Annotated in this window: 14 protein-coding genes; 7 read left to right on the forward strand and 7 right to left on the reverse strand. The window is 75.3% G+C overall.

What is annotated here, in order from left to right:
• Nucleotides 1–43: 43 nt before the first annotated feature.
• Both OG896_RS03900 and OG896_RS03905 read right to left on the reverse strand, forming a co-directional pair.
• Nucleotides 44–856: an ABC transporter ATP-binding protein gene (locus tag OG896_RS03900; protein ID WP_329362375.1), complete on the reverse strand. Its 813-nt coding sequence runs from the start codon at nt 854–856 to the stop codon at nt 44–46.
• Nucleotides 853–1,188 (reverse strand): SHOCT domain-containing protein, encoded by a 336-nt coding sequence (locus tag OG896_RS03905; RefSeq protein WP_329362377.1) that lies wholly within the window; start codon nt 1,186–1,188, stop codon nt 853–855. Before OG896_RS03905 ends, OG896_RS03900 begins: the two co-directional genes overlap by 4 nt.
• A gap of 221 nt (nt 1,189–1,409) precedes the next feature.
• On the opposite strand from OG896_RS03905, the gene OG896_RS03910 reads away from it, so the two are divergent.
• Nucleotides 1,410–2,321, forward strand: a complete 912-nt coding sequence (locus OG896_RS03910; RefSeq protein WP_329362379.1) for a DUF2797 domain-containing protein — start codon at nt 1,410–1,412, stop codon at nt 2,319–2,321.
• A gap of 78 nt (nt 2,322–2,399) precedes the next feature.
• Here the strand turns inward: OG896_RS03910 and OG896_RS03915 are convergent, their stop codons facing one another.
• The gene (locus OG896_RS03915; RefSeq protein ID WP_329362381.1) at nt 2,400–3,884 is read right to left on the reverse strand and encodes an MFS transporter; all 1,485 of its coding nucleotides are present in this window, start codon (nt 3,882–3,884) and stop codon (nt 2,400–2,402) included.
• A 126-nt stretch (nt 3,885–4,010) separates the two neighbouring features.
• Between OG896_RS03915 and OG896_RS03920 the strand changes: the two genes are divergently transcribed.
• Together OG896_RS03920 and OG896_RS03925 are read left to right on the forward strand one after the other, a co-directional pair.
• A complete protein-coding gene (locus OG896_RS03920) occupies nt 4,011–4,544 on the forward strand; it encodes a winged helix-turn-helix transcriptional regulator (protein ID WP_329362383.1) in 534 nt (177 codons plus the stop codon).
• Nucleotides 4,545–4,609: 65 nt separating this feature from the next.
• On the forward strand, nt 4,610–5,644 hold the full coding sequence (locus tag OG896_RS03925) for an NUDIX hydrolase (RefSeq protein WP_329362385.1): 1,035 nt from the start codon (nt 4,610–4,612) through the stop codon (nt 5,642–5,644).
• 174 nt (nt 5,645–5,818) lie between these two features.
• Here OG896_RS03925 and OG896_RS03930 read toward each other — a convergent pair whose 3' ends face one another.
• On the reverse strand, nt 5,819–7,192 hold the full coding sequence (locus OG896_RS03930; protein WP_329362387.1) for a dipeptidase: 1,374 nt from the start codon (nt 7,190–7,192) through the stop codon (nt 5,819–5,821).
• A 214-nt stretch (nt 7,193–7,406) separates the two neighbouring features.
• Here OG896_RS03930 and OG896_RS03935 point away from each other — a divergent pair, with 214 nt between their 5' ends.
• From OG896_RS03935 to OG896_RS03945, 3 genes are all read left to right on the forward strand, one after another.
• Complete coding sequence (locus tag OG896_RS03935; protein ID WP_328472285.1) at nt 7,407–8,657, forward strand: geranylgeranyl reductase family protein; 1,251 nt, start codon at nt 7,407–7,409, stop codon at nt 8,655–8,657.
• A gap of 126 nt (nt 8,658–8,783) precedes the next feature.
• Nucleotides 8,784–10,202 (forward strand): histidine kinase, encoded by a 1,419-nt coding sequence (locus tag OG896_RS03940; RefSeq protein ID WP_329362390.1) that lies wholly within the window; start codon nt 8,784–8,786, stop codon nt 10,200–10,202.
• A complete protein-coding gene (locus OG896_RS03945; protein WP_329362392.1) occupies nt 10,199–10,864 on the forward strand; it encodes a response regulator transcription factor in 666 nt (221 codons plus the stop codon). The genes OG896_RS03940 and OG896_RS03945 overlap by 4 nt, the downstream gene beginning before the upstream one ends.
• A 65-nt stretch (nt 10,865–10,929) precedes the next feature.
• On the opposite strand, the gene OG896_RS03950 is transcribed toward OG896_RS03945, so the two are convergent.
• The gene (locus OG896_RS03950) at nt 10,930–11,448 is read right to left on the reverse strand and encodes a DUF6332 family protein (protein ID WP_329362394.1); all 519 of its coding nucleotides are present in this window, start codon (nt 11,446–11,448) and stop codon (nt 10,930–10,932) included.
• A 235-nt stretch (nt 11,449–11,683) separates the two neighbouring features.
• The gene (locus tag OG896_RS03955) at nt 11,684–13,240 is read right to left on the reverse strand and encodes an MFS transporter (protein ID WP_329362396.1); all 1,557 of its coding nucleotides are present in this window, start codon (nt 13,238–13,240) and stop codon (nt 11,684–11,686) included.
• A gap of 85 nt (nt 13,241–13,325) precedes the next feature.
• On the opposite strand from OG896_RS03955, the gene OG896_RS03960 reads away from it, so the two are divergent.
• On the forward strand, nt 13,326–13,718 hold the full coding sequence (locus tag OG896_RS03960) for a MarR family winged helix-turn-helix transcriptional regulator (protein WP_329362398.1): 393 nt from the start codon (nt 13,326–13,328) through the stop codon (nt 13,716–13,718).
• A 93-nt stretch (nt 13,719–13,811) separates the two neighbouring features.
• Here OG896_RS03960 and OG896_RS03965 read toward each other — a convergent pair whose 3' ends face one another.
• Nucleotides 13,812–14,345, reverse strand: a complete 534-nt coding sequence (locus OG896_RS03965; RefSeq protein ID WP_329362400.1) for a DUF6907 domain-containing protein — start codon at nt 14,343–14,345, stop codon at nt 13,812–13,814.
• Between the last annotated feature and the right edge of the window lie 18 nt (nt 14,346–14,363).

The raw sequence follows: 14,363 nt of genomic DNA on the forward strand, positions 1-14,363 counted from the left end.
CCCGCCGGGGTCGACGCCGTCGCTCCCGTCGTCGTCGGGTCGGTCACGGTGTGCCCCCGCTCGGGGCGAGGGCACCGCCGGTGCGGGTGTCGAACGCCTTCATCCGGTCGAGCACCCGCTCGGCGGTGGGCCCGGTCATCCGGTCCACCAGGCGGCCGTCGGCGAGGAAGACCACCTCGTCGGCGTGCGCGGCCGCGTTCGGGTCGTGGGTGACCATGACGACCGTGCGGTCCATCGCGTGCACGGCCCGGCCGAGCAGGTCGAGCACCTCACCGCCGGACCGGGAGTCCAGGTTGCCGGTGGGCTCGTCGGCGAACACCACGTCGGGCCGGCCGGCCAGCGCGCGGGCCACCGCGACCCGTTGCTGCTGGCCGCCGGACAGCTCGCTCGGCCGGTGCGCCAGCCGCCCGCCGAGGCCGACGACGTCGATGAGCGCGTCCACCCACTCCCGGTCGGGCCGCTGCCCGGCCAGGTCCGTCGGCAGCGTGATGTTCTCGGCGACGGTCAGGGTCGGCACCAGGTTGAAGGACTGGAAGACGAAGCCGATCCGCTCGCGGCGCAGCAGCGTCAACTGCCGGTCCCCGAGCGTGCCCAGCTCGGTCTCCCCGATGTACGCCGTGCCCGAGCTGAGCGTGTCGAGCCCGGCCGCGCAGTGCATCAGCGTGGACTTCCCCGAGCCCGACGGGCCCATGATCGCGGTGAAGCGCCCGGCGGGGAACGCGACCGTCACCCCGTCGAGCGCCCGCACCTGGGCGTCGCCCGTGCCGTACACCTTGGTGGCGGCGGCGACCCGGGCGGCCGCGACGCCGCCCGGGGCGGCCACGTCACCGGGGGCGGCGCCGGCCACCGGACTCACGCCGCACCGCCCTTGCCACCGGGCCGGCCGCCGCCCGCGGTGCCACGCGGGTCCCTGGCGAAGTGCTCCTCCAGGACGGACATCCGCCGCCAGTACTCCTCCTCGTCGATCTCGCCGGAGGCGAACCTGCGCCCGAGCACCGCCATCGGCGAGTGCTCGCCGCCGACGCCGCCGCGCTGCTGGTACTGCCACGGCCCGCCGCCGCCCCAGCCGCGCCGCCATCCGACCCGCCGCAGCGTCGTGACCACCACGGCGACCACGGCGACCCACACCAGCGGGAAGAACAGAATCCACGGGCCGGGCCCGCCGTCGTGCCACGCCAACGTGTCCATCGTTCGTCATCTCCTCGATCGGTGCCGGACCCTCTGGCCGGTCCGTCGTCCGGCTGTTCCGACACCACCGAGCCTGGTCCGCGCCCGCCCCCCGCGTCGTCGTCCGGCCAGCGACACCTCCGCTGCTCCCGGGGCAGTACCCGGCGGCCCGCGGCCTGCTCCCCGCCCCCCGCGCGGCCGGGCCCGGCGCGTTGTCGGTGGGGCCGCCTACGGTGGACGCCATGTGGCGGAGCACGGGTATGCGCTGGCGCGAGGAGGGGGCGCGCTGGATGTGGTGGCACCCCTCGCACGGAGTACGCGCGAGCCCGCTGGAGCTCGGTGCCCCGCTCCACCTCGCGCTGGACGGCTCCGCGGTCCGGCGCTGCGCGGGCGTGTGGCGCGCGTCCCGCAACACCCCGTGCCCGTACGCCGCCGAACTCCCGCCGGGCGCGCGGCGCGACCGGTGCGAGGCGTGCGCGGCGCTGGACCGTACGTCGTCGGTCGCCGCGGACACCGTGCCGGACGACGGGCAGCCGTACCGCGTGTATCTGGCGTACTTCGGGCCGGGCCTGCACAAGGTCGGCATCACCGCCGCCGCCCGCGGACGGCTGCGGCTGCTGGAGCAGGCCGCGGTGTGCTTCGCCTTCCTCGGCGAGGGCCCGCTGATGGCGGCCCGCCGGACGGAATCGGTGCTGGGCGCCGCCCTCGACCTGCCCGACCGGATGCTCGACCCGGCCAAGCGCGCGGCCCGGCACCGCCTGCCGGGACCGGCGGTCCGCGCCGCCGAACTGGCCGCCCTGCACGCGCGGGTGACGGAGCTGCGCGGCGCGCTGCCGGAGTCGCTGGCCCCGGCCGCCCTGCGCTGCGTGGACCACGCCGAGGTGTTCGGGCTCAGCGCCGAGCCGCCGCCTCCTGCCCCGGTCGCCGAGGTCACCGCGCTGCTGCCCGGCCGCGCCCTGGCCGGCACGGTGCGCGCGATCGCGGGCCACGACGTGTACCTCGACACGGCCGACGGCCCGCTGCTGTTCGACGCCCGCCTGGCCGCGGGATGGCCGCTGCGCCGCCCCGCCCCCGGCGAGGACCTCTCCGCCGCCCGCCCCGCCCCGACCGCGCCCCTGCGCCCTCGACAACCGGAGCCGGAGCCGCTGTTCTGAGCGCCCGGCGGCGAGCGGCGGTCCCCTGGTCGGCCGGTCGCCGTCAGGGCCCGTCGCGCGGCCGCCCCGCCTCCGGCGTCACCGCCCGGGCCGCTCCCGCCCAGCCAGCAGGACCACCGCGGCCCCGGCGGCGCAGATCGCCGCGCTGACCAGGAACCCGCGGTTCGCGCCGGCGGCCAGTGCGTCCGCCGGGGTGCGCCCGTGCGCGGCGCTCGCCACCGACACCGTCAGGGCCAGCCCCAGCGCGGAACCGACGTACCGCGCGGTGTTGTTCGCGCCGGAGCCCATGGCGCTGCGGTCGGCCGGAACGCTGGAGACGGCGAGCCGGGCCAGTGCCGCGTTGAGGACGCCGCCGCCGATTCCGGCGACCGCGAGGCCCGGCACGAGGTGGCCGTAGGAGCCGCCGGCCCGCAGGCCGTACAGCGCGGCCTGGCCTGCTCCGGACAGCAGCAGGCCGAGCGCGACCTGGGCGGCGGCGCCGATCCGGCCGGCCAGGTGGCGGGCGAAGAGCGCGGTGACCGCGGACACCCCGGCCCAGACGATGAACAGCAGGCTCGCGGCGAGCGGGCTCATGCCGAGGACGAGTTCGAGTTCGGTCGGCAGGTAGCTGAACAGTCCGACGACGGCCAGCCCGGTGCTGAACGCGCCGGCGCCCGCGGCCAGGAAGGCGCGGCTGCGCCACAGCGCGGGATCGAGCATCGGCTCGCCCACCCGCCGCTCGACGGCGCCGAAGAGCGCGAGAAGCGCCGACCCGGCGGCGAGCGGCACCAGGACCGCGGCCCGCGTCCAGCCGCTGCGGCCCTCGCCGAACGCCGCGACCAGGCAGGCGATCCCGGCGCCGAGCACGAGCGCGCCGCTCAGGTCGAGGCCGCGGGCCCGCTCGGCCCGCGACTCCGGCACGGAGCGGGTCGCCATGGCGGTGACCGCGGCGAGCACGGCCAGGCCCCAGTACAGCGAGCGCCAACCCCAGACCTGCGTGAGCAGCGCGGCGTAGGCCGGGCCGAGCGCGATGCCGGCGCCGAGGGTGGCGCCGAAGAAGCCGAGCGCGCGCACCCGGTGCGGCCCGGCGGGGTGGGTCTGGGCGATCAGGCCGAGACCGGACGCGAGCACGGCGGCACTGGCGGCGCCCTGGAGTATCCGGCCGGTCAGGAACAGCGCCGTGTCGGGAGCGGCGGCCGACAGCACGCTGGCCAGGACCAGCAGGACGGCGCCCGCGCCGAACACCCGCCGCCGGCCGCGGGCGTCGGCGGCCGACCCGGCGGTGAGCAGCAGCGCGGCGAGCCCGACCGGGGTCCCGGTGAACATCCAGGTCTGGGCGACCGGCCCGGCGTGCAGGCCGCCGGCGGTGGCGGCGAGCGTGCTGGCCGGCGCGGTGAAGGCCATCAGCGTCACCAGGGTGCCGAGCCCGACGGTCAGCAGCGTGGCGACGGCCCCTGGCGCGCGCTCCGCCCCGGCCGCGTCCGTACCGGCCCTTTCCGCGCCGCTCGCCGCGGCGTCCTCCACCCCCGCTCCCGCACCCGGCACGGGTGGCACCTCGGCGCTGTGTGCGGCCTGAACGTCCATACGGGGCTCCTCCGTCGAGGGCTGCCGACCCACCCGAACAGGTAGGTCTGGTGAATGAACTCACGAGCGGGACGGCAGCCTAGCAGCCTGAGTCTGTTCACCGAACCGAGCAGTACCCTGTCCCCCATGGCCCTCGGCACCGACTACGCCCAACAGGACTGCTCCCTCGCCCGCGCCCTGGAGGTCGTCGGCGAGCGCTGGAGCCTGCTGATCCTCCGGGACGCCTTCTACGGCGTGCGCCGGTTCAACGACTTCCTGGTCCACCTCGACATCCCGCGCGCCGTGCTCACCACCCGGCTCGCCGCCCTCACCGAGGCGGGCGTCCTGAGCCGGGTCGCCTACCAGCAGTCCCCGCGGCGCCACGACTACGTACTGACCGACGCCGGCCTCGAACTGTGGCCCGTCGTGCACGGCTTGGCGCTGTGGGGCGGACGGCACGTCACCCCGGGCGGCCCGTTGCGCACCTTCCACCACGCGCGGTGCGGCACCCGGCTCGACGCCGGCGGCGGCTGCCCGCCGTGCGCGGTGCAGCCGGTGCCACCGCAGGACGTGGAGATGCGCTCGCACTTCGGCCCGGAGGGCCCCGGCCGGGACGACCCGGTCTCCGCGGTGCTCGCCGGCCGGTGGCGGCTGCTGCGGCCGGTACGTGCCACCACGTGACCGGGTGCGTTTGCCGGTGCCGATGATCCGGGCAATTCGTAGGGGTCAACGGAGAAGGGGGCACCGTGATCATCTGGGTGAACGGGGCGTTCGGCGCCGGCAAGTCCAGCGCGGCACGCGAGATGCTGGACCTGGTACCGGAGAGCACCCTGTACGACCCCGAGGCGCTCGGCGGCTGCCTGCGCCAGCTACTGCCGGAGAAGCGGCTCCAGGAGGTCACCGACTACCAGGAACTGGCGATCTGGCGGCGGCTGGTGGTGGAGACCGCCGCCGCGCTGCTCGCCGAGGTCGGCGGTGTGCTCGTCACACCGATGACGCTGCTGCGCCAGGAGCACCGGGACGAGATATTCGGCGGGCTGGCGGCCCGGGGCATCGAGGTGAAACATGTGCTGCTCGACCCGGGAGAAACGATCCTGCGCGCGCGGATCGCCGCCCGGGCCGACGCTCCCGACGACCCCGGGGCCGACGACGCCGCCCGGCGCTGGGCGCTGGACCGTATCGCCGACTACACCGCGGCCCTGCCGTGGCTCACCGGCGACGCGCACGTGGTCGGCACCGGCGGGCTCGACCCGCGGCAGACGGCGGTGGCGGTCACCGAGGCGGTCGGCCGCGGCCAGGGCGTCTGCGGGATCATCCAGACGCCCGAGCCGCGCGCGGAGACGGTGGCCGCCGGGGTGCTGCTCTTCGACGACGCCGACCGGGTGCTGCTGGTCGACCCGACCTACAAGCCGGGTTGGGAGTTCCCCGGCGGCATCGTGGAGCGCGGCGAGTCGCCGGCCCGGGCCGGCTACCGCGAGGTCGCCGAGGAGTTGGGCATCGAACTGACCGGCGGGCTCGAACTGCTCGTCGTGGACTGGGAACCGCCGCACCCGCCGGGCCACGGCGGTCTGCGGCTGCTCTTCGACGGCGGCCGGATGCCCTCCGCGGACATCGGCCGGCTGCTGCTGCCCGACGCCGAACTGCGCGGCTGGCGCTTCGTCACCGAGGACGAGGCAGCCGGGCTGCTGCCCCCGGTCCGGCTGGACCGGCTGCGCTGGGCGCTGCGGGCGCGGGAGCAGGGCCGCGCCCTCAACCTGGAGGCCGGGCACCCCGCGCCGTGACCCGTCCGCGGACCCGTCCAGCGGGGCGTCGGACGCGCGCCGGCCGACGCCCCGACCCGTTCCCCCGGCCTCGGCCCGGACCACTCCTCCGGCCGGGCCGCTCCCCGTCCGGGGCCGACATCCCGGCCCCGGACAGTTCCCCGGCCCCGGATTACTCCCCGGACTGCTCCCCGGTCAGACTCCCTGGCCGGCCGAGTGCGCCGCCGCGTACCGGCGCAGGAACAGCGCCTCGGTCAGCGCCATCCGCTCCAACTCCTCCGGCGAGACGCTCTCGTTGACCGCGTGGATCTGCGCCTCGGGCTCGCTCAGCCCGATCAGCAGGATCTCGGCGCTCGGGTACAGGGTGGCGAGGGTGTTGCACAGCGGGATCGAGCCGCCCTGCCCCACCACCGCCATCTCCTGGCCGTACGCCTCCCGCATCGCCTCGGCCATCGAGGCGTACGCCGGGCTGCCGGTGTCCGCGGCGAACGGCTGACCGCTGCCGCGCCGGGTCACCTCGACCTTCGCGCCCCACGGCGCGGCCGCCCGCAGGTGGGCCTCCAGCACCTCGGCGGCCTTGGCCGCGTCGACGCCCGGCGGCACCCGGACGCTCACCAGGGCGCCCGCCTCGGCCTGCACCGACGGGGTGGCGCCGACCACGGGCGGCGCGTCGATGCCCAGCACGGTCACCGCCGGCCGGGCCCACAGCCGGTCCGCGACGGCGCCGCCGCCGACCAGTTCCACCCCGTCGAGCACCTTGGCGTCGCGGCGGAAGTCGGCCTCCTCGTACGCCAGTCCCGACCACTCGCCGGAGCTGTCCAGGCCGTCGACGGTGGTGGCGCCGGACGCGTCGCGCAGCGTGGCGAGCATCTGGATCAGCGCGGCCAGCGCGTCGGGGGCGGCGCCGCCGAACTGCCCGGAGTGCAGGTTCCCCGCGAGGGTCGCCACCCGGACCTCGGTCAGCACCATGCCGCGCAGCGAGGAGGTGACCGTCGGCAGGCCGACCCGGAAGTTGCCGGTGTCGCCGATCACGATGGCGTCGGCGGTCAGCAGGTCGGGGTGGGCTTCGGCGTACCGCTCCAGGCCGCCGGTGCCCTGCTCCTCGGAACCCTCCACGATCACCTTGACGTTCAGCGGCACGCCGCCGTGCTCGCGCAGCGCCCGCAGCGCGGTCAGGTGCATCACCAGGCCGCCCTTGCAGTCGGCCGCGCCGCGCCCGTACCACCGGCCGTCCCGTTCGGTCAGCTCGAACGGCGGGGAGAGCCAGGCCGATTCGTCCAGCGGCGGCTGGACGTCGTAGTGCGCGTAGAGCAGCACCGTCGGCGCGGCGGCCGGGCCGGGCAGCACTCCGTAGACCGACTGGGTGCCGTCGGGCGTGTCGAGCAGCGCCACTTCCTCGAAGCCCTCCTCCCGCAGCGCCGCCACGATCCAGGCCGCCGCTTTCTGCGACTCGCCGCGGGGGAACTGCCGCTCGTCGGCCACCGACGCGAACGACACCAGCTCGGCCAGTTCGGTCCTGGCGCGGGGGATCAGCGACGCGACGGTCTCGGACAGCGGGACTGACGACATGAATGCTCCTGGTAGGGACGGACGAGGCCGACACGACGGCGACGAAAGCCGACAAAGGATGACAGGCACCGGCAGACCGGCGCCCCCGCCGGGGGCCGGCGGGCCGTTGCCGATGGTGCCACAGCGAGCCCTTGGCCACGGGCGCAATAGGATGCTTGTGAACAGCGCTGAACAGCGAGGACAGCCGAGCGTGGCGAGCGGGAGCGAAAACGACGTGAGCGGTGAGCAGGCGGCCCAGGGCAGCGGTGCGGAGAACGACGGGACCGAGCCGGTCTGGGACGTCGTGGTGATCGGCGCGGGTCCGGCAGGCGCGTCTGCCGCCCACGCGGCAGCCGTGACCGGTCGGCGGGTCCTGCTGCTGGAGAAGTCCGAACTGCCGCGCTACAAGACCTGCGGCGGCGGCATCATCGGGCCGTCCCGGGATTCGCTGCCCCCAGGCTACGAACTCCCGCTGCGCGACCGCGTGCACGCGGTCACCTTCAGTCTCAACGGCCGGCTGACCCGCACCAAGCGATCCCGGCAGATGCTCTTCGGCCTCATCAACCGGCCCGAGTTCGACAACGGGCTGGTCGAAGCCGCCCGCGAGGCCGGCGCCGAGGTGCGTACCGGGGTGACGGTCTGCCGGGTCGAGCAGCACGGACCGGGCGTGCCCGACCGCAGGACCGTCGCGGTCGTGGTGACCGGCGGCGCCGGGGGCAAGCGCGGCGAGGAGGAGACCCTCTACGCCCGCGCGGTGGTGGGCGCCGACGGCAGCGCCAGCCGGATAGGAGCACACGTCGGGGTCAAGCTCGACCAGGTCGACCTCGGCCTGGAGTCCGAGATCCCGGTGCCCGCCTCGGTCGCCGAGGACTGGGCCGGCCGGGTGCACATCGACTGGGGCCCGCTGCCCGGCAGTTACGGCTGGGTCTTCCCCAAGGGCGACTCCCTCACCGTCGGCGTGATCTCCGCGCGCGGCGACGGCGGCGCCACCAAGCGCTACCTGGACGACTTCATCGCCCGGCTCGGCCTGGCCGGTTTCGAGCCGAGCGTCTCCTCCGGGCACCTGACCCGCTGCCGCGCCGACGACTCCCCGCTCTCCCGCGGCCGCGTCCTGGTCTGCGGCGACGCGGCCGGACTGCTGGAGCCGTGGACCCGCGAGGGCATCTCCTACGCGCTGCGCTCCGGCCGGCTGGCCGGCGAGTGGGCGGTGCGCATCGCCGAGGCGCACGACGCGGTGGACGCCCGCCGGCAGGCCCTCAACTACGCGTTCGCGGTCAAGGCCGGGCTCGGCGTCGAGATGGGCGTCGGACGGCGGATGCTGGCGCTGTTCGAGCGGCGCCCCGGTCTGCTGCACGCGGCGCTGACCACCTTCCCGCCGGCCTGGCGCGCGTTCGCCGGGATCACCCGGGGGAAGCGCTCGCTCGCCGAGCTGGTCCGCACCCACTCGATCGCCCGCCGCGCGCTGGACGCGTACGACCGCACCTGACCGAGGACGGCCCGGCACCCCCGGTTTCCGGTGCCGGCGCCGACCCGGAGTACTTCGTACGGAGTACCCGCGCCGCCGACCGCCGGTGGACGCCGGGCCGGCGGGTGGCGGTCTAGCGTGGGACGCATGACGTACGAGGACCGGCCGGAACCGCGGCGGCGCGGGCTGCTCGGCACCCGGCGCGTCTGGGTGCCGGTGATCGTGCTGGCGTTCGTCCAGCTGGTCGGGTCCAGCGTCGCCGGGCGGCACCAGCCGAGCCGCACCGAGCTCGACGCGCTGGGGTACACCCTGCTGCTGGCCGGGCCGGTCATGCTCCTGTTCCGGCGGCAGCGGCCGGTCGCCGTGGCCGCCGGCACCGCCGCGATCACGCTGCTCTACGTCATGCTCGGCTACCCGTTCGGGCCGGTGTTCGCCTCGATGGTGGTGGCGTTCTTCAGCGCGGTGGCCGCGGGCCACCGCAGAGCCGTGCTGGTCATCGCGGCGGCGGCCTACGCCGCGCACATCCTGGTCGGCGCCTGGCTCTACCAGTGGCTGCCGTCGTCCGGCAGCCAGCGGCTGACGTGGGCGGAGGCGTCGGGGGTCGGCGCGTGGCTGCTGGCGGTGCTCGCCGGCGCCGAGCTGTACCGGGTCAGACGGGAGCAGGTCGCCCGGGACCGGCGGGAGCGCGCGGAGGCGGAGCGCCGCCGGGCGGACGAGGAGCGGCTGCGGATCGCCCGCGAGCTGCACGACGTGCTCGCCCACAGCATCTCGGTGATCAACGTCCAGGCGGGCGTCGCCCTCGCCCTGATGGACGAGCGGCCCGAGCAGGCGCGGACCGCGCTGACCACGATCAAGGCAGCGAGCAAGGAGGCGCTGGGCGAGGTGCGCCAGGTGCTCGGCACGCTGCGCGCGCCCGGCGAGGCGCCGCGCTCCCCCGCGCCCGGCCTGGACCGGCTGCCCGAGCTCGTGGAGCAGGCGACCGCCGCGGGCCTGGCCGCCGAGGTCGCGGTCGACGGCACCCGTGTGCGGCTGCCGCCGGGCGCGGACCTGGCCGCCTTCCGGATCGTCCAGGAGTCGCTGACGAACATCGTGCGGCACTCCGGTTCCCGCACCGCCCGGGTCCGCCTGACCTACCGGACGGGGGCCGTCGAGGTGCTGGTCGACGACGACGGCCCGGCGGTCACGGGCGGCGAGACCGGCGGCGGCAACGGCCTGGTCGGCATGCGGGAACGGGTGGGCGCGCTGGGCGGTGAGCTACGGGCCGGGACGCGGGAGGACGGCGGCTTCCGGGTTCGCGCGGTGCTGCCGCTGGGCGGGGAGAAGCGGGACGGCGCGGACCCTCCGCCCGGCGCGGACTCTCCGTGCGACCCGGACTCTCCGTGCGACCGGGGGCGACCGTCCGACGAGAGGCGGCCGTCCGACCCGGGCCACTTGTCCGACCAGGGGCGTCCGTCCGACCCGGACCACTTGTCCTCCCAGGGGCACCCCTCTTCCGCTGACCGTCCCTCCGGCTCGTCCGATCCCTCCGGCCCCAGCGGCCTGACCTCCGCCGAGGAGCGCACATGATCCGCGTACTGCTCGCCGACGACCAGCTTCTGGTCCGGGCCGGCTTCCGGGCGCTGCTGGACGCGCAGCACGACATCGAGGTGGTCGGCGAGGCGGCCGACGGCGGGCAGGCGGTGCGCATGGTGCGCGAGCTGGCCCCGGACGCCGTGCTGATGGACATCCGGATGCCGGTGATGGACGGGCTGGTCGCCACCCGCACGATCACCGCGGACCCGGCGCTCGCGCAGGTGCGGGTGGTGGTGCTGACCACCTTCGAACTCGACGAGTACGTCTTCGAGGCGATCCGGGCGGGCGCCTCCGGGTTCCTGGTGAAGGACACCGAGCCGGCCGAACTCCTGCGCGCGGTCCGGGCGGTGGTCGGCGGCGACGCGCTGCTGTCCCCCGGCGTGACCCGCCGGCTGATCGCCGAGTTCGCCGCCCGTTCCAAGGAGCCGGCCACCGCCGCCGACCTCGAACAGCTCACCGACCGGGAGCGCGAGGTGATGGCGCTGGTCGGGATCGGCCTGTCCAACGACGAGATCGCCCGCCGGCTGGTGGTCAGCCCGCTCACGGCGAAGACGCACGTCAGCCGGGCGATGGTGAAGCTCGGCGCCCGCGACCGGGCTCAACTGGTGGTGCTCGCCTACGAGTCGGGGCTGGTCCGGCCCGGTTGGCTCGGCTGATCCAACACTGATCGCGGCGCTGATCCGGCGCTGATCCTGCGGCGCCCCCGCCGCCCGCCCCGCGCTCAGCCGATCCGGTCGGCGCCACCCCGCGCGCCGCCCCTGCCGGCACCGCTGCTCGCGGCCTGCCGCACCACCCGCCGGGGCCGGTACGGCGTCACCACCGGCGCCAGGGGCGCCGCGCCCGGGTCCGTACCGCCGTCGCCGCCACCGTCGGCGCGCCCGCGGCCGTACCCGGAACCGTGGTCGTCCCCGTGGCCGGCCGGGCTGCGGGTCAGGTCCCACGGGTACGGCGGCGGGGCCTGCCGCCGCTCCCGGGCGCGGCGTTCGAAGCGGTGCAAGGTCAGCACGATCCGGCCGAAGAAGAGCCCGGCCGCCACGATCACCGCGGCGCTGACCCACCCGTCGCGGGCCGAGCCGTGCGCCGCGCCCGCCATCACCGGGGTGGTCACGACGAGGAAGCCGGCCGCGCCGAGCACCGCGGCGGTCACCACCGCGTACATCGCCTCGACGGACGCGGCGTCGCGTTCCGCCTGCGTACGGCGCCCCGTCACGCCCCGGCCGCCCGTGCCCGCCCCGCTCATCTCCACCGCCTCCCGCACTCGCGTCCGCCGCTTCCCGGCCACCGCGCTAGACGCCGTACGGTACAGCCGCGTTCCCCCGAGCCCGCCCGGAATGTGCGGCGCGTGGGCGGCAGTCGGCGGGAGGGTGCCCGGCGGCACGGGGGCACGGCGGGGCGCGGGGACGTGGACCAGCCCCGCGCGTTCCCTCCTCGCGCGGGGCCGGTCGGTCGTTCGGGAGCGGCGGGGACGGGCCGGCTCAGTCGCGTGCGGTCACGCGGCCGTCGCGGACGTCCCGCTCCGTGCCGTCGGTGGCGTCGGCGCCCTGGACGGCGGTGGCCTTGCCGGGCGCCTCCGTGTCCGAGGAGGCGACGAGGATTCCGTAGGAGGGACGGCGGCGGCGCAGCCCCGAGAGGGTGAGCAGCAGCCCGGCGAAGCCGACGCCGGTGACGACCCACAGCCCGGGCCGGTAGCTGTCGAGGGTGGCCTGCGGGCTCGCGGGGTGACCGCCGGCGCTGGAGGTGACCACCGCCGTGACGACGGCGAGGAAGATCGCGCCGCCGACCTGGAAGGACGTGTTCAGCAGCCCGGAGACCATGCCCTGCTCCTCGTCGCGCACCCCGTTGGTGGCCTGGATGTTCAGCGACGGGAAGGCGGTGGCGAAGGCGGCGCCGAGCAGCAGCATCGAGGGCAGGATGACGGTCGCGTAGTTCGGGTGCAGGCCGATCCGCAGGAACAGGACGTACCCGACGACCAGCGAGGTGAAGCCGGCCGCGATCACCCGCGGGGTGCCGAAGCGGTCGACGACCGGGCCCATCCGGGTGGAGAGGATCGCGACGAGCGAGCCCGCGGGCAGGAAGGCGAGCGCGGTGTGCATGGCACTGTAGCCGAGGACGTTCTGGAGGTACTGCGTGACCAGGAACTGGAAGGCGACGTAGGACCCGAAGAAGGTGGCGGCGCCGAGGTTGGCGCGGACCTGGCTGGAGTCGCGCAGCACCCCGAGCCGGACCAGCGGGTGGGACGAGCGCTGCTCGATGACGGTGAAGGCGGCCAGCAGGGCCGCGACGGCGGCGAAGGAGCCGAGCGTGCGGGCCGAGGCCCATCCGACCGACGACGCCGAGACCACGGTGAACACCAGCAGCAGCATCGCGCCGGCGCCGGTGATCGCGCCCGGCAGGTCGAAGCCCCGGCCGTCGGCCTTCTCGCGCGGCGTCTTCGGGATCAGCTTCAGCCCGGCGATCAGGGCGATCACGGCGACGGGGGCGGGCAGCAGCATCGTCCAGCGCCAGCCGGCCTCGGTCAGGAACCCGGAGAGCACCAGGCCCATGGAGAAGCCGGTGGCGCCGCAGCTGGAGTAGATGGTCAGCGCCTTGTTGCGGACCGGGCCCTCGGCGAAGCTGGTGGTGATGATGGACAGGCCCGCGGGCGCGGTGAACGCGGCGCTGAGGCCCTTGACGAACCGGGTGGCGATCAGCAGTTCGCCGGAGTCGACCAGGCCGCCGAGGAGCGAGGCCACCGCGAAGACCGCGAGGGCGATCAGGAAGACCCGGCGCCGGCCGAGCAGGTCGGCCGCGCGGCCGCCGAGGAGCAGCAGGCCGCCGTAACCGAGGATGTAGCCGCTGACGACCCATTGCAACGAGGACGTGGACAGGTGCAGGTCGCTGCCGATCGAGGGCAGCGCCACGCCGACCATCGAGACGTCAAGGGCGTCGAGGAAGAGCGCGGCGCACAGCACGAGGAGGGCGCCCCATTGCAGGGCGCTCCATCGCTGGTCGGAGCGGGGGACGGTAGGGGACGGGACTGACGGAGAGGTCATGCGGAACAGACTACATGCACGCGCATCCAATGCAAGCGCATTTAATGCCCGTGCATAGGGGTCGGTTTTCTGCTAACGTTGTGTCATGACCGGCGACAAGGGTGAGCGCGCGCTCGTGCAGGAATGGCGGGACATCCTGGCCGTTCACGCCCGTACGGCTTGCGAGATCGACCGCGAGCTGCACCGGTACGGACTCGGCGCCAGCGACTTCGAGGTGCTGGACGTCCTGATCGGCGACGACGCGGAGGACGGCTGCACCTTCCGCGTCCAGGAGCTCGCCGACCGCGTCCACCTCAGCCAGAGCGCGCTGTCCCGGCTGGTGGCCCGCCTGGAGAAGGAGGGCCTGGTCGACCGCGGCATCTGCAGCGAGGACCGGCGCGGGGTGCGGGTCGCCATCACGGAGGCCGGCCGCAGCCGCTACGAGCAGGCCCGCCCGTGCCACCGCGCGGTGCTGGAGCGGATGCTCGTCAAGTCCTGAGCCGACGGGGCGGCTGGGCGCCGGCCGATGCCGCGGCCCCTCGCGCTTCGTCGAGCGCCGCTCCCCTCCGGTGGGCGGACCCTTGAGCTGCGCTTACGCGGGCCGGTTGGTGTGCTGGCGGGCCCAGTCGCCGCGCGCTTCGATGAGTGCGTGTCGTACGTGGGTGTCCAGCACCTCGGCGTGAGCTCGGAATGCCGCGGCCAGTTCGGTGATGCCTTCCGGTCCGAGGGCTTCCATGCGGTAGTCGTCGACGAGGCGGAAGTTGAAGACGGGGATGCGTGGTTCGGGTTCGGTGGCGTAGGGGTCGCAGTCGATGCTGCCGCTGAAGACCGGCACCGGGTCGGTGTCGTGGCCCGGCTCGTCGGAGCCGTCGGGTGTACGCAGGGGCAAGGCGTGGCCGCAGACGTCCTGGTGGTGGTTGATGTCGCTGAGCGCGATGCCGAGCCGGTCGACGGGGAGTTGGTGCTCGCTGGGGTCGTCGGTGGCCCACGGCGGGAGGTGGCCGCTGATGCTGAATCCGGTGTCGGTGGTGATGGTCCAGGTACGGGCGCTTGCGGACGACGCGAGGGACGGTTGGTCGGTGGTGGCGGCGAACGTACGGTTGTCGGCCGCTGGGGTGACGGGCACGTGGCGTTCCTTGTCCAC

It is taken from the genome of Streptomyces sp. NBC_00669, assembly GCF_036226785.1.
Classification (GTDB): Bacteria; Actinomycetota; Actinomycetes; order Streptomycetales; family Streptomycetaceae; genus Actinacidiphila.